This window comes from Idiomarina sp. 28-8 (assembly GCF_000320945.2).
GTDB lineage: Bacteria > Pseudomonadota > Gammaproteobacteria > Enterobacterales > Alteromonadaceae > Idiomarina > Idiomarina loihiensis.
The window spans coordinates 362,003-380,423 of record NZ_DF266792.1 but is presented as its reverse complement, the minus strand read 5'-3'; the positions used below and the strand labels follow the sequence as shown (position 1 = coordinate 380,423).

The 18,421-nt window shown below is 46.4% G+C and carries 30 protein-coding genes; 6 read left to right on the top strand and 24 right to left on the bottom strand.

The genetic code is table 11. From position 1 onward, the window contains the following. Positions 1 to 27 precede the first annotated feature (27 nt). The 17 genes from rplQ to rplN form a co-directional block, all read right to left on the bottom strand. Complete coding sequence (rplQ, locus tag RJ32_RS12070) at positions 28 to 429, bottom strand: 50S ribosomal protein L17 (protein WP_034822551.1); 402 nt, start codon at positions 427 to 429, stop codon at positions 28 to 30. 39 nt (positions 430 to 468) lie between these two features. After that, positions 469 to 1,458 carry a DNA-directed RNA polymerase subunit alpha gene (rpoA, locus tag RJ32_RS12065; RefSeq protein WP_011235123.1) on the bottom strand — a complete coding sequence of 330 codons (990 nt, stop codon included), beginning with the start codon at positions 1,456 to 1,458 and terminating at the stop codon, positions 469 to 471. 25 nt (positions 1,459 to 1,483) lie between these two features. After that, positions 1,484 to 2,104 (bottom strand): 30S ribosomal protein S4, encoded by a 621-nt coding sequence (gene rpsD / locus RJ32_RS12060; RefSeq protein ID WP_011235124.1) that lies wholly within the window; start codon positions 2,102 to 2,104, stop codon positions 1,484 to 1,486. Positions 2,105 to 2,132: 28 nt separating this feature from the next. After that, positions 2,133 to 2,522 (bottom strand): 30S ribosomal protein S11, encoded by a 390-nt coding sequence (gene rpsK / locus RJ32_RS12055; protein ID WP_011235125.1) that lies wholly within the window; start codon positions 2,520 to 2,522, stop codon positions 2,133 to 2,135. 12 nt (positions 2,523 to 2,534) lie between these two features. Beyond that, complete coding sequence (rpsM, locus tag RJ32_RS12050; protein ID WP_011235126.1) at positions 2,535 to 2,891, bottom strand: 30S ribosomal protein S13; 357 nt, start codon at positions 2,889 to 2,891, stop codon at positions 2,535 to 2,537. 120 nt (positions 2,892 to 3,011) lie between these two features. Beyond that, entirely contained in the window at positions 3,012 to 3,125 is a 114-nt protein-coding gene (gene rpmJ, locus RJ32_RS14560) for a 50S ribosomal protein L36 (protein WP_006956433.1), read from the bottom strand. A 24-nt stretch (positions 3,126 to 3,149) separates the two neighbouring features. Then, positions 3,150 to 4,478 carry a preprotein translocase subunit SecY gene (secY, locus tag RJ32_RS12045; protein ID WP_034822548.1) on the bottom strand — a complete coding sequence of 443 codons (1,329 nt, stop codon included), beginning with the start codon at positions 4,476 to 4,478 and terminating at the stop codon, positions 3,150 to 3,152. Between the two features lie 5 nt (positions 4,479 to 4,483). Next, the gene (gene rplO, locus RJ32_RS12040) at positions 4,484 to 4,918 is read right to left on the bottom strand and encodes a 50S ribosomal protein L15 (protein WP_011235128.1); all 435 of its coding nucleotides are present in this window, start codon (positions 4,916 to 4,918) and stop codon (positions 4,484 to 4,486) included. 3 nt (positions 4,919 to 4,921) lie between these two features. Continuing rightward, positions 4,922 to 5,104: a 50S ribosomal protein L30 gene (rpmD, locus tag RJ32_RS14555; protein WP_011235129.1), complete on the bottom strand. Its 183-nt coding sequence runs from the start codon at positions 5,102 to 5,104 to the stop codon at positions 4,922 to 4,924. Positions 5,105 to 5,110: 6 nt separating this feature from the next. Then, positions 5,111 to 5,611 carry a 30S ribosomal protein S5 gene (rpsE, locus tag RJ32_RS12035; protein ID WP_011235130.1) on the bottom strand — a complete coding sequence of 167 codons (501 nt, stop codon included), beginning with the start codon at positions 5,609 to 5,611 and terminating at the stop codon, positions 5,111 to 5,113. Positions 5,612 to 5,620: 9 nt separating this feature from the next. Then, positions 5,621 to 5,974: a 50S ribosomal protein L18 gene (gene rplR / locus RJ32_RS12030; protein WP_011235131.1), complete on the bottom strand. Its 354-nt coding sequence runs from the start codon at positions 5,972 to 5,974 to the stop codon at positions 5,621 to 5,623. A gap of 9 nt (positions 5,975 to 5,983) precedes the next feature. Beyond that, on the bottom strand, positions 5,984 to 6,517 hold the full coding sequence (gene rplF, locus RJ32_RS12025; protein WP_034822546.1) for a 50S ribosomal protein L6: 534 nt from the start codon (positions 6,515 to 6,517) through the stop codon (positions 5,984 to 5,986). 14 nt (positions 6,518 to 6,531) lie between these two features. Next, positions 6,532 to 6,924 (bottom strand): 30S ribosomal protein S8, encoded by a 393-nt coding sequence (gene rpsH, locus RJ32_RS12020; RefSeq protein ID WP_011235133.1) that lies wholly within the window; start codon positions 6,922 to 6,924, stop codon positions 6,532 to 6,534. A 26-nt stretch (positions 6,925 to 6,950) separates the two neighbouring features. Beyond that, a complete protein-coding gene (gene rpsN / locus RJ32_RS12015; RefSeq protein WP_011235134.1) occupies positions 6,951 to 7,256 on the bottom strand; it encodes a 30S ribosomal protein S14 in 306 nt (101 codons plus the stop codon). A gap of 11 nt (positions 7,257 to 7,267) precedes the next feature. After that, positions 7,268 to 7,807 carry a 50S ribosomal protein L5 gene (rplE, locus tag RJ32_RS12010; RefSeq protein ID WP_011235135.1) on the bottom strand — a complete coding sequence of 180 codons (540 nt, stop codon included), beginning with the start codon at positions 7,805 to 7,807 and terminating at the stop codon, positions 7,268 to 7,270. A gap of 20 nt (positions 7,808 to 7,827) precedes the next feature. Continuing rightward, positions 7,828 to 8,142, bottom strand: coding sequence for a 50S ribosomal protein L24 (rplX, locus tag RJ32_RS12005; RefSeq protein ID WP_034822544.1), 315 nt, complete (start codon positions 8,140 to 8,142; stop codon positions 7,828 to 7,830). Between the two features lie 10 nt (positions 8,143 to 8,152). Continuing rightward, positions 8,153 to 8,521: a 50S ribosomal protein L14 gene (gene rplN, locus RJ32_RS12000; RefSeq protein ID WP_006956444.1), complete on the bottom strand. Its 369-nt coding sequence runs from the start codon at positions 8,519 to 8,521 to the stop codon at positions 8,153 to 8,155. 271 nt (positions 8,522 to 8,792) lie between these two features. Between rplN and RJ32_RS11995 the strand changes: the two genes are divergently transcribed. The 6 genes from RJ32_RS11995 to RJ32_RS11970 are packed head-to-tail and all read left to right on the top strand — an operon-like array spanning position 8,793 to position 14,600. Continuing rightward, positions 8,793 to 11,582: a monovalent cation/H+ antiporter subunit A gene (locus tag RJ32_RS11995; RefSeq protein ID WP_034822542.1), complete on the top strand. Its 2,790-nt coding sequence runs from the start codon at positions 8,793 to 8,795 to the stop codon at positions 11,580 to 11,582. Further along, positions 11,582 to 11,923 carry a Na+/H+ antiporter subunit C gene (locus RJ32_RS11990; protein ID WP_011235138.1) on the top strand — a complete coding sequence of 114 codons (342 nt, stop codon included), beginning with the start codon at positions 11,582 to 11,584 and terminating at the stop codon, positions 11,921 to 11,923. The genes RJ32_RS11995 and RJ32_RS11990 overlap by 1 nt, the downstream gene beginning before the upstream one ends. Then, entirely contained in the window at positions 11,923 to 13,437 is a 1,515-nt protein-coding gene (locus tag RJ32_RS11985) for a monovalent cation/H+ antiporter subunit D (protein WP_034822540.1), read from the top strand. Before RJ32_RS11990 ends, RJ32_RS11985 begins: the two co-directional genes overlap by 1 nt. Before the next feature lie 5 nt (positions 13,438 to 13,442). Continuing rightward, entirely contained in the window at positions 13,443 to 13,931 is a 489-nt protein-coding gene (locus RJ32_RS11980) for a Na+/H+ antiporter subunit E (protein WP_034822538.1), read from the top strand. Next, positions 13,925 to 14,194 carry a K+/H+ antiporter subunit F gene (locus tag RJ32_RS11975; protein WP_034822537.1) on the top strand — a complete coding sequence of 90 codons (270 nt, stop codon included), beginning with the start codon at positions 13,925 to 13,927 and terminating at the stop codon, positions 14,192 to 14,194. The genes RJ32_RS11980 and RJ32_RS11975 overlap by 7 nt, the downstream gene beginning before the upstream one ends. A gap of 13 nt (positions 14,195 to 14,207) precedes the next feature. Further along, positions 14,208 to 14,600, top strand: coding sequence for a Na+/H+ antiporter subunit G (locus RJ32_RS11970; protein WP_011235142.1), 393 nt, complete (start codon positions 14,208 to 14,210; stop codon positions 14,598 to 14,600). 36 nt (positions 14,601 to 14,636) lie between these two features. On the opposite strand, the gene RJ32_RS11965 is transcribed toward RJ32_RS11970, so the two are convergent. The 7 genes from RJ32_RS11965 to rpsS form a co-directional block, all read right to left on the bottom strand. After that, a complete protein-coding gene (locus tag RJ32_RS11965; protein WP_034822536.1) occupies positions 14,637 to 16,049 on the bottom strand; it encodes a hypothetical protein in 1,413 nt (470 codons plus the stop codon). A 166-nt stretch (positions 16,050 to 16,215) separates the two neighbouring features. Further along, on the bottom strand, positions 16,216 to 16,479 hold the full coding sequence (rpsQ, locus tag RJ32_RS11960; protein WP_011235144.1) for a 30S ribosomal protein S17: 264 nt from the start codon (positions 16,477 to 16,479) through the stop codon (positions 16,216 to 16,218). Further along, positions 16,479 to 16,670, bottom strand: a complete 192-nt coding sequence (rpmC, locus tag RJ32_RS11955) for a 50S ribosomal protein L29 (RefSeq protein ID WP_011235145.1) — start codon at positions 16,668 to 16,670, stop codon at positions 16,479 to 16,481. Before rpmC ends, rpsQ begins: the two co-directional genes overlap by 1 nt. Continuing rightward, the gene (rplP, locus tag RJ32_RS11950) at positions 16,670 to 17,083 is read right to left on the bottom strand and encodes a 50S ribosomal protein L16 (RefSeq protein ID WP_011235146.1); all 414 of its coding nucleotides are present in this window, start codon (positions 17,081 to 17,083) and stop codon (positions 16,670 to 16,672) included. Before rplP ends, rpmC begins: the two co-directional genes overlap by 1 nt. Before the next feature lie 11 nt (positions 17,084 to 17,094). Beyond that, positions 17,095 to 17,775, bottom strand: coding sequence for a 30S ribosomal protein S3 (gene rpsC, locus RJ32_RS11945; protein WP_034822535.1), 681 nt, complete (start codon positions 17,773 to 17,775; stop codon positions 17,095 to 17,097). A 10-nt stretch (positions 17,776 to 17,785) separates the two neighbouring features. Beyond that, on the bottom strand, positions 17,786 to 18,118 hold the full coding sequence (gene rplV / locus RJ32_RS11940; RefSeq protein ID WP_011235148.1) for a 50S ribosomal protein L22: 333 nt from the start codon (positions 18,116 to 18,118) through the stop codon (positions 17,786 to 17,788). Between the two features lie 13 nt (positions 18,119 to 18,131). Further along, a complete protein-coding gene (rpsS, locus tag RJ32_RS11935) occupies positions 18,132 to 18,410 on the bottom strand; it encodes a 30S ribosomal protein S19 (RefSeq protein WP_034822534.1) in 279 nt (92 codons plus the stop codon). Positions 18,411 to 18,421: the final 11 nt, after the last annotated feature.

Here is an 18,421-nt window from a genome sequence, read left to right as displayed (position 1 = left end):
GCCGGCTTTTTAACTTTCCGAAGCGGTTTACTCCGTAACTTCTTCAGCTACTTCTTCAACTTCTTCAACTTCTGGGCGACCAACTAATTCAATGTAAGCCATTGGAGCGTTATCACCTGTACGGAAGCCACACTTCATAATGCGAGTGTAACCACCTGGGCGTTCTTCATAACGCGGGCCTAATTCATTAAACAGCTTGCCGACAACCTCTTTGTCACGTGTGCGTGCGAACGCAAGACGACGGTTTGCTACGCTGTCTTGTTTTGCCATTGTGATCAATGGCTCAACAACGCGGCGTAACTCTTTTGCCTTAGGCAAAGTCGTCTTGATGATCTCATGACGCACCAAAGAACTTGCCATGTTGCGGAACATTGCCTGACGATGGCTGCTGTTTCGATTTAGTTGACGACCACTCTTACGATGGCGCATACCTATACCCTTCTCAGTAAATCTATTACTAAGGTGACCTTAGTCGTTGTCAATTAAGCTGGCTGGTGGCCAGTTCTCAAGGCGCATGCCAAGAGACAAACCACGTGAAGCCAACACGTCTTTGATTTCAGTCAACGACTTCTTACCCAAGTTCGGAGTTTTTAATAACTCGACCTCAGTGCGTTGTACTAAGTCACCAATGTACTGAATCGCTTCTGCTTTCAAGCAGTTCGCAGATCGAACAGTCAATTCCAAGTCGTCTACCGGACGTAGAAGGATCGGATCGAACTCCGGCTTCTCTTCTTTTTCTTCCGGTTCACTGATATCACGAAGTTCTACGAAGGCATCCAACTGTTCAGCTAAAATTGTTGCTGCACGGCGGATAGCTTCTTCTGGATCCAATGTACCATTGGTTTCCATTTCGATAACCAGCTTGTCTAAGTCGGTGCGCTGTTCAACACGAGCCGCATCTACAGAATATGCAATGCGTTCTACCGGACTGAACGACGCGTCGACTAAAAGACGACCGATTGGACGTTCATCATCATCAGCGGACTGACGAGATGCCGCAGGCACGTAACCACGACCACGTTCGACTTTCACTCGCATAACAAGTTCATAGTCGCCTGTCAGATGACAGATAACGTGCTCAGGATTAACGATTTCAACATCACCATCGTGGGTGAAATCGCCTGCTGTTACAGGACCTGCTCCGGATTTATTCAAAGTCAGAGTTGCTTCATCTTTACCTTCAACGCTGACTGCCAGCCCTTTCAGGTTTAATAAAACTTCAATGACATCTTCCTGAACGCCCTCTTTGCTGCTGTATTCGTGCAGCACGCCATCGATTTCAACCTCAGTCACTGCACAGCCTGGCATTGACGACAGTAAAATGCGACGTAACGCATTACCTAGTGTATAACCAAAGCCGCGTTCCAGAGGCTCCAGTGTCACCTTGGCATGAGTCGGGCTGATTTGCTCGATGTCGACTAACCTCGGCTTTAGGAATTCGGTAACAGAACCCTGCATTGTGTCCTCTCTCTATGCTTAAGCTTTACTTAGAGTAAAGCTCTACGATCAACTGTTCGTTAATTTCAGCAGACAAGTCGCTACGTTCTGGAAGACGTTTAAATGCACCTTCCAATTTGTTGTTGTCTACTTCTATCCAGACTGGCTTCTCGCGTTGTTCTGCAAGCTCCAGTGCTGCTCCGATACGTGCCTGTTTCTTCGCTTTTTCACGAACAGAAACGACATCTTCAGGACGAACCTTGAACGATGGAATGTTCACTACCTGACCATTCACAACAACTGCTTTGTGACTGACCAGCTGACGAGCTTCTGCGCGTGTTGACGCAAAACCCATGCGATACACTACGTTATCCAAGCGCTGTTCCAGCAACTGCAACAGGTTTTCACCGGTATTGCCTTTCAGTCGTGCAGCTTCTTTGTAGTAGTTACGAAATTGCTTTTCCAGTACGCCGTACATACGACGAACTTTCTGTTTCTCACGCAACTGAACACCGTAATCTGACAAACGACCGCGACGAGCGCCATGTTGTCCTGGTGCAGTTTCGATCTTACATTTAGAATCGATTGCGCGAACGCCGCTTTTCAGGAACAAATCTGTTCCTTCGCGACGGCTCAGCTTGAGCTTTGGACCCAAATATCTAGCCATGATCTTTCTCCAACTATCGATTCACGCCTTAAACGCGACGTTTCTTAGGCGGACGACAACCGTTGTGAGGAATCGGTGTCACATCGGTAATATTTGTGATTTTGTAACCAACGGCGTTCAGGGCACGAATCGATGATTCACGACCTGGGCCTGGACCATTCACAAATACTTCCAGGTTTTTCAGTCCGTATTCCTTCGCCATTTCACCTGCACGTTCTGCTGCAACCTGTGCTGCAAACGGCGTTGATTTCCGTGAACCACGGAACCCTGATCCACCTGCGGTAGCCCACGCTAGTGCGTTACCCTGGCGATCAGTAATGGTAATAATGGTGTTGTTGAAAGATGCATGCACATGAGCCATGCCATCGGCGACCTGCTTTTTAACGCGCTTTCGAGAGCGAGTTGGTGTTTTAGCCATTACTCAATCCCCCTATTTCTTAATTGGTTTGCGCGGACCTTTACGAGTGCGCGCATTTGTTTTAGTGCGCTGCCCACGTAGAGGTAAGCTACGACGATGACGAAGTCCACGGAAACACCCGAGGTCCATCAAACGTTTAATGTTCATAGATACTTCACGACGCAGATCACCTTCTACGGCGAACTTTGATACAGCGTCACGAAGCGCGTCCAGTTTGTCTTCTGACAATGAACCAATCTTGGTGTCTTCAGCGATACCCGTAGCAGCAAGAATCTGCTGTGAACGAGTACGGCCAACACCGTAGATTGCAGTCAAAGCTATGACTGCATGCTTATTGTCAGGAACGTTAATGCCAGCGATACGGGCCACTAACACGTCTCCTTCAGTTTGTAGGCTTCAGTTGAAAAGCCCGTTAGGATACTCAACCGATTGCCGAATTGCAAATACTTCAAAGGCCGCGGCGATTAAGCCGCAAGCCTTTCCTTCGAATCAACCTTGTCGTTGCTTATGCTTAGCATCAGTGCAAATAACGCGAACTACACCGTTACGCTTGATGATTTTGCAGTTACGACAGATTTTCTTCACGGAAGCACGAACTTTCATTGCTACTCTCCGTTCTACCCAATCTTACCGGCCGTAGCCTTTTAGATTGGCTTTTTTCAGGACAGAGTCATATTGATGCGACATCATATGAGTCTGAACCTGTGCCATAAAGTCCATGATAACAACTACGATAATCAATAAAGATGTACCGCCGAAGTAGAATTGCACATTCCATGCAATCATCATGAACTCCGGAACCAAACAGACAAAGGTAATGTACAGTGCGCCTGCTAATGTTAAACGCGTCATTACTTTATCGATGTATCTTGAGGTTTGTTCACCTGGGCGAATCCCCGGAATAAACGCACCTGACTTCTTCAAGTTGTCAGCTGTTTCGCGAGGGTTAAATACCAACGCAGTATAGAAGAAACAGAAGAAGATTATCGCAGCCGCGTACAATAACACATATAACGGCTGACCGGGAGACAATGTCATCGATACTTGTTGCAAAAAGTCTGCAACCATACCGTCACCAGAGCCAAACCAAGTGGCGATGGTACCCGGGAATAAAATGATACTTGACGCAAAAATTGGAGGAATAACACCAGCCATATTAACTTTCAATGGCAAGTGTGTGCTTTGCGCAGCAAATACCTTACGACCTTGTTGACGCTTCGCATAGTTAACGACGATACGACGTTGACCACGTTCCACAAAAACAACGAAATAAGTTACTGCTAAAACCACAACCCCAATTAGTAACAACAATAACAGGTGCAAGTCACCTTGACGCGCTTGTTCAGCCGTCTGGCCGATAGCGGAAGGTAAACCTGCAACAATACCCACAAAGATCAGGATAGAGATACCGTTGCCAATACCACGCTCAGTAATCTGTTCGCCTAACCACATAAGGAACATAGTTCCCGTGACTAAGCTCACTACAGCAGTGAAATAGAAGCCGAAGCCAGGGTCTATTACTAGTCCGGGCATTAAGTTTGGCAAGCCTGTAGCTATACCAATCGACTGGAACGTTGCCAGTATTAAAGTACCCCACCGCGTATACTGGTTAATCTTACGACGACCAGACTCACCTTCTTTCTTAAGCTCAGCCAAGCGTGGATGTACCACGCTAGCCAACTGCATAATAATCGAAGCCGAAATATACGGCATAATACCTAATGCAAATACTGACGCGCGCTCTAAGGCACCACCGCTGAACATGTTAAACATGGCAACGATGGTATCTTTCTGCTGTTCGAATAGCTGAGCTAATACAGCGGCATCAATACCAGGAATAGGCACAAAGGAGCCCGCTCGGAAAACGATAATCGCTCCTAACACAAACAGCAGGCGACGCTTAAGTTCCGACAAGCCACCTTGCGCTCGATTTGATTCCAATCCTGGTTTAGCCATTTGCTCTATCCTTCGATTTTGCCGCCAGCAGCTTCAATAGCTTCGCGAGCGCCTTTGGTGACTTTAAGACCTTTTACAGTCACAGCACGACTTAACTCACCAGATTTGATGACTTTAGCGTGTAGTACGTTCTTACGAACGAGACCTGCTGCTTTCAAAGTCGCCAATTCAACGGTATCACCGTCAACCTTCGCGATTTCTGCCAAGTTTACTTCCGCTGTGACCATAGCCTTGCGAGAAGTAAAACCAAATTTTGGCAGACGACGTTGAATTGGCATTTGTCCGCCTTCGAAACCTGGCTTGACTGAGCCACCAGAGCGAGACTTCTGCCCTTTGTGACCACGGCCGCCAGTCTTTCCAAGACCTGAACCAATACCACGCCCAACGCGCTTTTTGCTGCTTTTTGCACCAGGTGCGGGAGCAAGTGTATTAAGTTCCATCGCTTATCCCTCCACCTTAATCATGTAATTAACTCGGTTCACCATACCGCGGACTGCAGCAGTGTCTTCCAACTCTACTGTGTGACCAATGCGGCGGAGACCCAAGCCACGTAGTGTAGCTTTATGCTTCGGCAAACGACCGATAGAGCTACGCGTCTGTGTTACTTTGATTGTCTTTTTCGCCATTGTTCACTACCCCAGTATTTCGTCAACGCGCAATCCACGCTTCGCCGCAACTTGCTCCGGCGATTTCATGCCGTTCAACGCTTTGATAGTCGCGCGAACAACGTTGATTGGGTTGGTTGAACCATATGCCTTTGACAGCACGTTATGAACACCTGAAACTTCCAGAACCGCACGCATTGCACCACCAGCGATGATACCCGTACCTTCTGAAGCAGGTTGCATGTATACCTGTGAACCTGAATGACGTCCTTTAACAGGATGCTGTAAAGTGTCGCCTTTCAGTTGAACGGTAACCATATTGCGACGTGCTTTTTCCATTGCTTTTTGAATAGCAGCGGGTACTTCACGCGCTTTACCATAACCAAAACCGACTTTACCTTTACCGTCGCCAACCACAGTCAGTGCAGTGAAGCTAAAGATACGACCACCTTTAACTACTTTTGCTACACGATTTACTGTGATCAACTTCTCTATCAGTTCACCGGTTTGAGCTTCTACATTTGCCATGTTCGTCTCCTAGAACTGAAGTCCGGCTTCACGAGCTGCGTCCGCTAATGCGGCTACGCGACCGTGGTATTTAAAACCACTACGATCGAAAGACACGTTTTTAACGCCTTTTTCAATCGCTCGTTCAGCGATAGTTTTGCCCACGACTTTGGCTGCGTCTACATTACCTGTAGATTTAAGCCCTTCGCGGACACTTTTCTCTGCAGTCGATGCGGCTGCCAGCACTTCAGAACCGTTAGGTGCGATCAACTGCGCGTAAATATGCCGTGGTGTACGGTGAACGACCAGGCGATTTGCACCCAACTCTTTAATTTGTTTACGTGCGCGAGTAGCACGACGTAAGCGAGCTGCTTTATTGTCCATCGTATTACCCTACTTTTTCTTGGCTTCTTTACGGCGCACTTGCTCGTCAGCATAACGAACACCTTTGCCTTTATAAGGCTCAGGTTTACGGTATGCACGAATGTTAGCGGCAACTTGACCAACTAACTGCTTATCTGCACCTTTAACGACGACTTCAGTCTGAGTCGGAGTATCGATTGTGATTCCTTCAGGAATCTCGAACTCCACAGGATGCGAAAAGCCTAGCGTCAAGTTCAGTTTTTTACCTTGTGCTTGCGCACGGTAACCAACACCTATCAGCTGTAACTTACGTTCGAATCCTTTAGTGACTCCGACCACCATGTTTTGCAACAATGCGCGAGCCGTACCAGCTTGAGCTGTTGAGTTAGCAACGCCTTCACGGGCGTTAGTACGTAACTCACTCTCATCTTTTACCAGTTCAACTGCATCGTTTACAACACGACTCAGTGAGCCTTGGGCACCTTTAATCGTGATTTCCTGGCCATTTAGCGTAACTTCAACGCCAGCAGGAATTTCAATGGGTGCTTTAGCAACACGTGACATTTCCTACCTCCTAATTACGCTACGTAACCGATAATTTCGCCACCAAGACCAGCTTGGCGAGCGGCACGATCAGTCATCAGGCCTTTAGACGTCGAAACTACTGCGATGCCAAGGCCACCCATTACGTTAGGCAACTCGTTGCGTTTCTTGTAGATACGCAGACCAGGGCGACTAACGCGCTCGATTGTTTCAATTACTGGCTTGCCTTCGAAATACTTCAATTCGACTTCAAGCTCAGGTTTAACAGTACTCTCGGCACTGTAACCAGTAATAAAACCTTCCTCTTTCAGAACTTGAGCAATCGCCACTTTCTGCTTAGAAGACGGCATTTTAACCGTTACTTTGTTAGCACCTTGAGCGTTGCGAATGCGTGTGAACATATCCGCAATTGGATCTTGCATGCTCATATTTGCTTTCTCCCGTGATTCGTGGCTTACCAGCTAGCTTTTTTCAAGCCAGGAATTTCACCGCGCATCGCCATCTCACGGACCTTGATTCGGCTCATGCCGAATTTACGAAGGAAACCATGAGGACGACCAGTTATACGACAACGGTTACGTTGACGCGTCGGACTGGCATCACGTGGGAGCTGTTGCAACTTAAGTACGGCTTCCCAACGCTCTTCGTCTGATGCTTTAGGGTCATTAATGACCGTTTTCAGTGCGTTGCGTTTTTCTGCGTATTTTGAAGCGATTTTAGCTCGCTTCACGTCACGCGCTTTCATTGACTGTTTTGCCATAACTCTACACCTTACTTTCTGAACGGGAAGTTAAAGGCAGCTAGCAAAGCACGAGCTTCGTCATCTGTGCCAGCATTTGTGGTAATGGTGATATCCAGACCACGTACCTTGTCGACTTTGTCATAGTCGACCTCCGGAAAGATGATCTGCTCACGAACACCCATGCTGTAATTACCACGACCATCGAACGATTTAGGGTTCAGGCCACGGAAGTCACGGATACGTGGGATTGCAATCGAAATTAAGCGTTGCAAAAAGTCCCACATGCGCTCGCCGCGCAGAGTTACTTTACAGCCAATCGGGAAGCCTTCACGGACTTTGAAACCGGCGACAGACTTGCGTGCCACAGTACGAATTGGCTTTTGACCAGAGATAGCCTCTAGGTCAGCCACTGCGTTATCAAGTACTTTTTTGTCAGCCAGAGCTTCACCAACACCCATGTTAAGGGTGATTTTATCAATCCGAGGGACTTGCATGACGCTGTTGTAGCTGAACTCTTTCATAAGCTCAGGAACTACCGATTCTCTGTAAAAATCATGCAGTTTCGCCATCGTAAAACTCCAAGTTTGAATTAAATGATTGCGTTGTTCGATTTGAAGAAGCGAACTTTCTTGCCATCTTCAATACGAAATCCAACACGATCTGCTTTACCTGTCTCTGGGTTAAGGATCGCTACGTTCGAAATGTGGATTGCTGCTTCTTGTTCAACGATGCCACCAGATTCACCTAGAGCCGGATTTGGCTTTTGGTGTTTCTTGACTACGTTGACGCCTTCCACGATCACGCGATCTTTATCGGTAAGAACTTTCAGGACTTTGCCTTGCTTGCCCTTGTCCTTACCTGCCAGGACGACTACTTCGTCATCACGTTTAATTTTTGCCGCCATAATTGACTCCTTATAGTACTTCTGGTGCCAGCGAGATAATCTTCATAAACTGCTCTGAACGCAGTTCACGAGTTACCGGCCCGAAAATACGTGTGCCAATGGGCTGTTGGTTGTTATTCAACAACACAGCCGCGTTGCGGTCAAAACGGATGACCGACCCGTCTTGTCGACGGACGCCTTTTCTGGTGCGAACGACCACCGCATTCACTACATCGCCTTTCTTCACCTTACCGCGCGGAATTGCTTCCTTGACAGTAACTTTGATGATATCGCCGATGTTTGCGTAGCGACGGTGCGAACCACCTAGAACCTTAATACATTGTACGCTGCGCGCGCCGGAGTTATCGGCAACGTCCAGGGTAGTTTGCATTTGGATCATTTCAGTGCCCCGCTTAGTTAAAAAAACAGACCCTCTCGGGTCGTGCTGCCTTTGGTTTTTCCCTTATAAAAAGGGTCGCGAAGTGTAACAGATAAATTTTGGAAGTGGTAGGGTAATCTCAGAAAATTTCGTAGGCGTAAGGTGAATTCACTATCTTAAGGGTTTAGTTTAGTTGGATTGCGGCAGAACCAATGGTAAATTCAATACTTTACGTTGCTCAGGTAAGTATACCTTATTATAAGAGCACAGGCTGACTTGGGACTTCTATGGTATGAATCTGCTATTCATTATTTTTGCCCCATTCTTTGGTGCGCTCTTACCGCTATTATTTAAGCAAGCGTCGCGACCGATAAAGACTGGGATTACATTACTTGTTCCTATTTTCTGCTTAATTGTTTTGTTTCAGTACGCGCCCGCTACGCTTGCCGGTGAAGTACCTAAACAAATGGTGGAGTGGCTGCCGGGTATAGGGCTCGATTTCGCCGTGCGTCTGGACGGCTTATCACTGCTTTTCGTGGGGCTCATTTTAGGCATAGGTGTCCTGATTATTGGCTATGCCCACTACTATTTAAGCAGTAATGACGATGAAGCTCGTTTTTATGCTTGCCTGCTTTTATTTATGTCATCGATGTTAGGCATCGTTATGGCAGATAATATCTTACTAATGTGGGTGTTCTGGGAACTGACTAGCATTTCTTCTTTTTTACTTATAGGTTACTGGTTCCATAGCAGTGATGCACGCCGCGGTGCCCGCATGGCACTGGCAACCACCGGCGCCGGAGGTCTGGCCCTATTAGCCGGGTTACTGATCATTGGACACATAGCCGGTGGCTACCAACTGGATACCGTATTCGCCGCAGCAGACCAGATAAAAGCACATGCTTACTATGTTCCGGCTTTAATACTCGTTTTATTAGGGGCCTTTACTAAGTCAGCCCAGTTTCCATTTCAATTTTGGCTACCACATGCCATGGCGGCGCCAACTCCTGTAAGTGCTTACTTACACTCCGCGACCATGGTAAAAGCTGGCATCTTCCTATTAGCTCGTTTTCATCCGGTACTAGCAGAAACGGAGCTTTGGTTTACTCTGGTTACATTGACCGGCTTAATTACCATGTTAGTCGGCGCTTACTTTGCTTTGTTAAAGCACGACCTGAAAGGTTTACTCGCCTTCTCTACGGTAAGCCATCTGGGTCTTATTTGCATGCTACTGGGGATAGGCACCCAAGGTGCCGTAATAGCCGCATTATTTCATGTTATTAACCACGCTTTCTTTAAAGCCGCACTGTTCATGACCGCAGGTATTATTGACCATGAATCAGGCACTCGTGATATGCGCAAGCTGCAAGGACTTATGAGCCTGATGCCAATAACAGCGACTCTCGCCATGATTGTCGCGGCCTCAATGGCAGGAATACCGCCATTCAATGGGTTCATGTCTAAAGAGCTCTTCCTGGATCAGGCTTTACAGCAACATTTATTCGGCGGGCTGTCATGGTTTATTCCTATATTGGCTACTGTCGGTGCCATGCTGTCAGTGGCTTACTCAATTCGCTTTATTCACGATGTTTTCTTTAACGGCGACTACAAAGAGCTACCCAAAAAACCACATGACCCACCACGCATGATGTCCGCACCTGTTGCTGTGCTTGGGTTGCTTTGTATCGCTATCGGCATCGCGCCAATGACTATGGTCTCAGGTATACTTGACCAGGCTGCGGCGGCTGTTACCGGCTCTCCTGTTGAAGTAAAGCTATCGCTTTGGCACGGCTTTAACATGCCTCTGTTAATGAGCGTAGTCGCAGTGGTTGGCGGCATTCTGATATACCTTTCCCGCGACCAACTGTTTACATTTAATCGCCAATTTGACGGACAGGACGCTAAACACAATTTTGAACGCCTTGTACAAAAAACCTCTGATGCCGCAGCTGATTTTTACGAGCGCTTAGACACTGGTTCCTTACAACGCTACATTGCTTTTGTTCTTATCAGCGTTATTGTGGTGTTGTTGCCTTCGTTAAGTGACCTAAGTGTGGTGACTGGTGGCAAACCTCAATTGCCTGTTGATATGGTTAGCATGGTTGGTGCTATCGTCCTGATATCCGCAGCATTTGCCACTGCTACACTGCACCGCAATCGCTTTGTGATGTTAATGATGCTATCGGTGGTTGGATTGGTCGTGTCATTAGCTTTCGCGCATTTCTCGGCACCGGATCTGGCCATGACTCAGTTGGTTGTCGAAGTGGTCAGTATTATATTAATGATACTGGCGTTGTTCTTTATGCCACAAAAAACCAGTCGGGCCTCTTCTGGCCACCGAGTTTTTCGTGACATAATCATTGCCAGCTTTATAGGTGGTATTGTCGCTACCTTAAATTTCGCAATACTGACCTCACCGTTTGAAAGCATCTCGGACTTTTTCCTCGCGAATGCAAAATCCGGTGGTGGTGGAACCAACGTAGTGAATGTCATTCTGGTGGACTTTCGTGGTTTCGATACCTTAGGGGAAATTACCGTTCTGGCAATAGCTGCTGCAGGTATTCATAAGCTGCTTAATAAGCTAAAACCATTTATGCCTTCCAGTGATATTGACGGACGTCCCTGGCATAGAATTAGACACCCATTGATGTTAACAACTGTCGCCAACATTATTTTACCAATGGCAATGGTAGTTGCTGCCTATATCTTCCTGAGAGGCCATAACTTACCGGGTGGTGGTTTCATTGCGGGTCTGATTGTCGCCTCGGCGATGATCCTGCAATACATTGCCAATGGTGTCGACTGGATGAAAGAACGTTTTAGCGTTAATTATCAATCTCTAATGTCGTTTGGTGTTTTAATTGCCGCGCTTACCGGCCTTGGTAGCTGGTTGTTTGGTAAACCTTTCCTTACTTCCTGGTTTACCTATTTAGACTGGCCCGTGGTTGGTAAATTTGAATTTGCCACGGCTTTACTCTTCGATCTTGGCGTTTTCCTAACGGTTGTGGGCGCTACTATGATGATTTTAAGTAACTTCGGGAAGATGACGACACGTCATCGCCCAACGCATGAGGGGCATTAATGGAAACTTTATATTCTGTTACCGTTGGTATTTTGACCGCATGCAGTGTTTTTCTTATTCTGCGCGGCCGTTCATTTCCTGTGGTCGTCGGCATTACAATGCTGTCTTATGCCGTTAACTTATTTCTATTTTCAACTGGTCGTCTGACAATAGACGGGGCACCAATTTATGGTACTCAGGAAACCTATGCCGACCCTTTACCTCAGGCATTGGTTCTAACGGCTATCGTTATCGGTTTCGCCATGACAGCGTATTCAATTATTCTGGCTGTGCGTGCCCGTGGCGAGATAGGAACAGACGAAGTGAACCAGCAGGATAACAGCACGGAGGGCAACCGCTAATGTGGCAACAACATTTGGCGATACTTCCTATTTTGGTGCCGTTAATGGCAGCGCTGCTACAGCTTCTTCCCTGGGGAGACAGACCGCAGCCAAAACGCAGGGCTATAGGCCTGCTGTCTAGTATATTAACCTTGATACTGAGTATTGCCCTACTTGTTCAGGTTAACCAGGATCAGATGATTGTTTATGCCTTAGGCAACTGGTCCGCGCCATTTGGAATCGTCCTGATGGTGGACAAACTTAGTGCTCTGATGATGCTGATAACGGCAATACTAGCGTTACCGGTGCTCATCTACGGTTGTTATGCCGAAGATAATCTTGGCTCTCACTTTCAGGCATTATTTCAGTTTCAGGTTATGGGCATTATGGGGGCTTTTGCTACCGGCGATATTTTCAACTTATTCGTCTTTTTCGAAGTCCTCCTGATTTCCTCGTACGCACTATTGATGCACGGCGGAGGAAAATTCCGTTTGCGCACGACCTTGCACTACGTGTTGCTCAACCTTTTAGGTTCAGCACTTTTCCTAATTAGTGTCGGCACTCTATATGGTGTTACAGGCACTTTGAATATGGCTGACCTTGCTACCCAAGTCCAGCAATTAAGCGGAGATCAGGCCGCCTTAGCTAAAGCCGGTGGTATGATGCTATTGATAGTATTCGGCATTAAAGCCGCTATCCTGCCGCTGCACTTCTGGTTGCCTCAGGCCTATTCCACAACAACCGGAGTTGTTGCCGCTCTATTCGCAATAATGACAAAAGTTGGGGTTTACGCCATAGTTCGGGTCTACACACTCATTTTCGGCCCTGAAGCTAATGAACTCGCACTCATTGCACATGACTGGCTTTGGGTTATGGGTCTTATTACCATGCTAGCCGGCGCTATCGGAATTATCGGGGCTCGCGACTTGCGCTTGCTTGTGGCTTATTTAGTCGTCATTTCAATTGGCACACTTATCGCAACCTACAGCTTGAATGGCATAGCGACAACCGGAGCCATGCTGTTTTACTTAATCCACTCAACCTTTATCACTGGCGCATTATTTTTACTAGCCGACCTTATTGCGTTCGAACGTGGTAAAACCGCATCACGCATCGTATCAGGCAAGAAAATGGCCAATCACTCTGCTTATTCAGTCATGTTTTTAATTGCTGCAATAGCAATAATTGGTTTACCACCTCTGTCAGGTTTTGTCGGAAAACTTATGATTATGGAATCGGCAAGCCCGACCGGTGCAACTTTTTGGCTGTGGGGTGCCATGTTAGGCGCAACCCTTATTATGCTGATTTCAGTGACCCGGGCGGGAAGTAAAATGCTCTGGCACACACTGTCAGGTAAAGCGAATGAGCAATCGGCTCCTTTAGGAAAAAGAGCCGCCGTTGTTATGCTTCTGTCGTTATCGGTTGTTATGACGTTATTTGCCAGCCCAATCCGTAACTATACCGATGATGTCGCTAAACAGCTTTACGACATTGACCAGTACCCATCGCGTGTACTGACAGAAGGAGTGGAATAATTACTATGAAAAAGCTATTTCCGACACCTTTGTTATCTTTTTTCTTATTGACGCTATGGGTTCTATTGTTTAACTCGGTTTCGCCCGGGGTAGTCATACTGGGCGCTTTATTTTCCTGGTTTATTCCATTTTTATTCCGTGACGCCTGGCCTAATTTTGCGAAGGTTAAGCGGCCCGACCTTGCTGTCGTTTATTTTTTCATTCTGCTGAATGACATTGTCGTGGCTAACTTTAAGGTTGCCGGTATGATTCTTGGGAAGCCCCGCTCGATTAAACCCGCGCTGTTTGTTTTCCCACTGGATATGAAAGAAGAACTTCCGGTTACTCTTCTCGCAAGTACCATAACACTGACACCGGGAACGGTATCCTGTGAAATTACTCGTGGACGAAAAGGCATTCTTATTCACGCATTCTCAGAAGAAAGCCCGGAAGAAGTCATAAAAACAATTCGAAACCGTTACGAGCGTCGCCTGAAGGAGATATTCCAATGTTAACGACGGTATTGCACATTGCCTTCTTATTATTCAGTTTATCAGTATTAATGAATTTTTGGCGCCTTATTAAAGGGCCCGATCTACCGGACAGAATATTAGCGTTGGATACAATTTACATTAATTCGCTGGCTTTACTGCTTTTGCTGGGTATGTACCAAAACACGCAAACCTATTTTGAAGCGGCGTTACTCATTGCCATGTTCGGTTTTGTCAGCACCATCGCAGCAGGTAAGTTTTTACTGCGTGGCGACTTAATAGAATAAAGAGGAAAACCTTATGGATGCACTAAACCAATTACCGGCATGGTCACAATGGCTAGCGGCCTTCTTTATCTTATTAGGCGCTATTTTCGCCTTTATTGGCTCTTTGGGGTTAGCCATACTCCCGGACTTTTTTACCCGTTTACACGCCCCCACGAAAAACACCACAATAGGCATTGGCGGCATAGTCATAGCTTCCATTCTTATTACTTCGGTACAAGGGTCAATTAACCTAAACGAGCTATTGATTGCGATATTTCTGTTTTTGACGGCACCTATTAGTGCGCACATTATGGCTAAAGCCGCATTACATACAGAACTGAAGATGTTTAATCGAACGAAAGACTTTCGTCAGGAAGGGGATTCTTACGAGCATATCCTGCCTAATAAAAAAGACATGGAACCATAAGGTTCCATGTCTTTTGCAGTCAAAGCTTAAGTCGCTTTAGAAATAATAACCAAAGTTAATATTAAAGCGGTCATTGACCTCGCCACCATCAGTTGCGGTATTACCACCAATAAACGGTTGGTTTTTTGCTCTTACATAATCAACGTAAGTATAAAAACCGCCACCGGCTGCAACAGCAACTCCTAGAACGTTCATCCAGGTATCATCTTGATAACCCATTTTATCGGTCATTAAGCTATGGTCATTATAGAAAGTTAAGCTTGTCAGAGGCCCAATATCTACTGGTAAAGTATAAGCAACATTGGCTGTATACAGTTTCGCTTCAGTAGGAATTGCGTCGTAATAAGCGTAAGCAGCCATGTAAACGCCACGGTTTTCCAGTTTTATATCGTAGTCATAGTCTGAATACTGTAATTGTACGTTCCATGGTCCGTTATTGTAGACACCATGAGCGGCCCAGGCCATGCGATTACCAACATTCTGATTCTCATACGCCTGTGCATCTGTAAAGCCTTCAGCGGCCGTTCCTGAATACAAATTCCCGCCTTGCAAAGATACACCAAGCTCTAAGTTCTCATCGTCGCTGAAGCTAAACTTACGCGCGGTTCTGAAAGCATAACTATTGCTCTCACCTACAGGTAAACCAGGTTCATCGTAAGCGCCCTGACCGGGTAACCGAATACCCACGGTGTCATAGTTATAGCGCGCTGTACGATCAGAAGTTGAGCCATCAATACCGCCCTGCTCATCTGATTTCAGGTATGCTAAATCGAAATCCCACTCATCGCCACGGTATTTAAACCGAATGCCGTTATCATGTTCATCTTCAAGACCAACATAGAAAGTACTATTGAAGAAATAACTGTGGGAGTTGTAAGGCATGTTGCCAAATGGGATTTTTACAACACCAACCTGCCCCTGCAGTTTATCGGTGAAGTCATAACCAAACCAGGCGTGTTTAATAACGTCCTGATAATTAAACCAACGATATTCAGCAGAAAGGATGACACCTCCCATTTCTCCATCAAAGTTCAGACGGAAAATATCGAAGTCCAAATCGCCACCGCGGTTTTCGTTATCTGAGTCATAATTGTTGTATTCATATTGAAAACGAACCGCGCCATGAATCTTGATCGGCCAGTTTTCATTCTCTTCAGTTTTCTTCTCCAGCTCGTCTAAACGCGCATGGACTCCGGAGTCATAGACAACTCTGCGGTTCGAACTGCTTTCTTTGCTGGCAGTTTCACTGCCTTTTTCTACTTCTCGTTCTTTTACAACAACGACTTCTTCTTTTTCACGCTCTTCCTTTTCTTCAAGCCGTTTTTCCAATTGAGCTAAGCGTTCTTTTAACGCCTGTATTTCCTGTTCAACCGAATTACTATCTTGAGGAGCAGCAATGACCGGACTTGCCGCAAGCACAGTAGCTGCAAAAAATAAACTTTTTGACATGAATTGTCTCCCTCTGAGAACTACGCATTAATGTGCGTATTTATTATTTCTTATGTTAAAAAGAAATTTATTTAATTTCAGATATTTGTACTAAACCTATTAAGGTTTAGATCAAAAAAAAAGCCTCCGCAAGGGAGGCTTTTTAATTTCTTATCGCTATCTGCGTTTAGACAACAGTAGCGCGATCAACGATTTCTTCCAGAGTCCAAGATTTATTCTTAGACAGCGGACGACATTCGCGAACAATCACGGTATCGCCAGCTTTAACCTGGTTTTCTTCGTCATGCGCATGTACTTTAGTTGTACGCGTGATGTACTTCCCGTATACCGGGTGCTTTACACGACGTTCAACAGCTACAGTGATGGTTTTATCCATCTTATCGCTGACAACTTTGCCTTGCAGAGTACGAACACGTTTTTCGTCAGTCATTACGCACCTGCCTTCTCATTTAAGATGGTTTTAACACGTGCGATATCACGACGCACTTGTTTCATCATGTGAGTCTGATTCAGCTGACCAGTTGCTGCCTGCATGCGCAGATTAAACTGCTCACGACGCAAGCCTAACAACTCTTCTTGCAGCTGCTCAACGGTTTTATCTTTCAGTTCACTTGCTTTCATCACATTACCGTCCGAGTCACAAAAGTGGTTTTGAAAGGCAGTTTACGTGCCGCCAGGCGGAACGCTTCACGTGCCAACTCTTCAGGAACACCGTCCATTTCATACAGAACGCGACCTGGTTGAATCTGAGCAACCCAGTATTCGACGTTACCTTTACCTTTACCCATACGAACTTCTAAAGGCTTTTTGGTAATAGGCTTGTCAGGAAATACACGGATCCAGATTTTACCTTGACGCTTAACGTGACGAGTCATTGCACGACGGCCTGCTTCGATTTGACGCGCGGTCATACGACCACGATCAGTAGCTTTTAAACCAAAAGTACCGAAGCTGACTTTGTTACCAGACTGCGCCAGACCACGGTTGCGGCCTGTGTGAACCTTACGGAATTTTGTACGCTTAGGTTGTAACATATCGTCTCTCCTTACTTACGGTTCTTGCCGCGCTTAGGAGCTGGCTTTTCTTCAGTTGGAAGTCCACCAAGAACCTCACCACGGAAAATCCAGACCTTAACACCGATGATACCGTAAGTGGTGTTCGCTTCTGAGGTCGAGTAGTCGATGTCTGCACGTAATGTGTGCAGCGGTACACGGCCTTCACGATACCACTCAGTACGCGCAATTTCTGCGCCGCCTAAACGACCACTCACTTCAACTTTGATACCTTTGGCACCTAAGCGAATGGCGTTTTGTACAGCACGCTTCATAGCACGACGGAACATGACACGACGTTCCAACTGACCAGAAATATTGTCAGCTACTAACTGCGAATCCAACTCAGGCTTACGAACTTCTGAGATATTGATTTGCGCAGGAGCACCTGTCAATTTAGAAACTTGCTTACGCAGTTTTTCTACGTCTTCGCCTTTCTTACCGATAACCACGCCAGGACGTGCAGTGTGAATAGTCACACGAACGCTCTTAGCTGGACGATCGATAACGATACGAGAGACTGATGCATTGCGCAGTTCTTTGTTCAGGAACTTACGTACCTGAAAATCACTGTGCAGGTTATCAGCGAACTCATTTGTATTCGCATACCAGGTTGCATTCCATGGTCTGGAGATACCTAGGCGAATACCATTAGGATGTACTTTCTGACCCATAATTTATCTCCTAGCTATCTGACACGACCACAGTAATGTGGCTGGTGCGCTTAAAGATACGATCGGCACGGCCTTTCGCCCGTGGCTTGATGCGCTTCATAGTAGGACCTTCGTCTAAAAAGACTCGGCTTACTTTAAGTTCATCAATATCCGCACCTTCGTTATGTTCCGCGTTCGCGATTGCTGACTCAAGAACTTTCTTGATTAAGCCAGCAGCTGCTTTGGGGCTGTATGCCAGGATATCCAGTGCTTTTTCTACTGGAAGTCCACGGATTTGGTCTGCGACCAAACGGCCCTTCTGCGCTGAAACGCGGGCAAATTGGTGTTTAGCAATTGCTTCCATCACTCTCTACCTCTTACCGTTTCTTCGCTTTCTTATCAGCAGCATGGCCGCGATAAGTACGGGTTGGCGCGAATTCGCCTAATTTATGACCGATCATTTCATCTGTCACGTAGACAGGAACGTGCTGACGACCGTTGTGAACAGCGATTGTCAGGCCGATCATATCTGGGATGATCATTGAACGACGGGACCAAGTTTTAATTGGCTTTTTATCCCCGGCTTCCAACGCTTTCTCCACCTTATTTAGCAGGTGAAGGTCAATAAATGGACCTTTTTTAAGAGAACGTGGCATGTTTTATCCTC

Bases quoted from the DNA above. Each gene is read 5' to 3' on its own strand.
- rplO (WP_011235128.1), bottom strand. From the start codon at position 4,918: ATGGAACTTAATACACTTGCTCCCGCACCTGGTGCAAAAAGCAGCAAA.
- rpsS (WP_034822534.1), bottom strand. From the start codon at position 18,410: ATGCCACGTTCTCTTAAAAAAGGTCCATTTATTGACCTTCACCTGCTA.
- rplN (WP_006956444.1), bottom strand. From the start codon at position 8,521: ATGATCCAAATGCAAACTACCCTGGACGTTGCCGATAACTCCGGCGCG.
- rpmC (WP_011235145.1), bottom strand. From the start codon at position 16,670: ATGAAAGCAAGTGAACTGAAAGATAAAACCGTTGAGCAGCTGCAAGAA.
- rpoA (WP_011235123.1), bottom strand. From the start codon at position 1,458: ATGCAGGGTTCTGTTACCGAATTCCTAAAGCCGAGGTTAGTCGACATC.
- rplE (WP_011235135.1), bottom strand. From the start codon at position 7,807: ATGGCGAAACTGCATGATTTTTACAGAGAATCGGTAGTTCCTGAGCTT.
- RJ32_RS11985 (WP_034822540.1), top strand. From the start codon at position 11,923: ATGTGGCAACAACATTTGGCGATACTTCCTATTTTGGTGCCGTTAATG.
- secY (WP_034822548.1), bottom strand. From the start codon at position 4,478: ATGGCTAAACCAGGATTGGAATCAAATCGAGCGCAAGGTGGCTTGTCG.
- rplV (WP_011235148.1), bottom strand. From the start codon at position 18,118: ATGGAAGCAATTGCTAAACACCAATTTGCCCGCGTTTCAGCGCAGAAG.
- RJ32_RS11990 (WP_011235138.1), top strand. From the start codon at position 11,582: ATGGAAACTTTATATTCTGTTACCGTTGGTATTTTGACCGCATGCAGT.
- rplP (WP_011235146.1), bottom strand. From the start codon at position 17,083: ATGTTACAACCTAAGCGTACAAAATTCCGTAAGGTTCACACAGGCCGC.
- rpsQ (WP_011235144.1), bottom strand. From the start codon at position 16,479: ATGACTGACGAAAAACGTGTTCGTACTCTGCAAGGCAAAGTTGTCAGC.
- RJ32_RS11970 (WP_011235142.1), top strand. From the start codon at position 14,208: ATGGATGCACTAAACCAATTACCGGCATGGTCACAATGGCTAGCGGCC.
- RJ32_RS11980 (WP_034822538.1), top strand. From the start codon at position 13,443: ATGAAAAAGCTATTTCCGACACCTTTGTTATCTTTTTTCTTATTGACG.
- rpmD (WP_011235129.1), bottom strand. From the start codon at position 5,104: ATGGCGAAAAAGACAATCAAAGTAACACAGACGCGTAGCTCTATCGGT.
- RJ32_RS11975 (WP_034822537.1), top strand. From the start codon at position 13,925: ATGTTAACGACGGTATTGCACATTGCCTTCTTATTATTCAGTTTATCA.
- rplF (WP_034822546.1), bottom strand. From the start codon at position 6,517: ATGTCACGTGTTGCTAAAGCACCCATTGAAATTCCTGCTGGCGTTGAA.
- RJ32_RS11965 (WP_034822536.1), bottom strand. From the start codon at position 16,049: ATGTCAAAAAGTTTATTTTTTGCAGCTACTGTGCTTGCGGCAAGTCCG.
- RJ32_RS11995 (WP_034822542.1), top strand. From the start codon at position 8,793: ATGAATCTGCTATTCATTATTTTTGCCCCATTCTTTGGTGCGCTCTTA.
- rpsK (WP_011235125.1), bottom strand. From the start codon at position 2,522: ATGGCTAAAACACCAACTCGCTCTCGAAAGCGCGTTAAAAAGCAGGTC.
- rpsC (WP_034822535.1), bottom strand. From the start codon at position 17,775: ATGGGTCAGAAAGTACATCCTAATGGTATTCGCCTAGGTATCTCCAGA.
- rplX (WP_034822544.1), bottom strand. From the start codon at position 8,142: ATGGCGGCAAAAATTAAACGTGATGACGAAGTAGTCGTCCTGGCAGGT.
- rpsH (WP_011235133.1), bottom strand. From the start codon at position 6,924: ATGAGCATGCAAGATCCAATTGCGGATATGTTCACACGCATTCGCAAC.
- rpsN (WP_011235134.1), bottom strand. From the start codon at position 7,256: ATGGCAAAACAGTCAATGAAAGCGCGTGACGTGAAGCGAGCTAAAATC.
- rplQ (WP_034822551.1), bottom strand. From the start codon at position 429: ATGCGCCATCGTAAGAGTGGTCGTCAACTAAATCGAAACAGCAGCCAT.
- rpmJ (WP_006956433.1), bottom strand. From the start codon at position 3,125: ATGAAAGTTCGTGCTTCCGTGAAGAAAATCTGTCGTAACTGCAAAATC.
- rpsE (WP_011235130.1), bottom strand. From the start codon at position 5,611: ATGGCAAATGTAGAAGCTCAAACCGGTGAACTGATAGAGAAGTTGATC.
- rpsD (WP_011235124.1), bottom strand. From the start codon at position 2,104: ATGGCTAGATATTTGGGTCCAAAGCTCAAGCTGAGCCGTCGCGAAGGA.
- rplR (WP_011235131.1), bottom strand. From the start codon at position 5,974: ATGGACAATAAAGCAGCTCGCTTACGTCGTGCTACTCGCGCACGTAAA.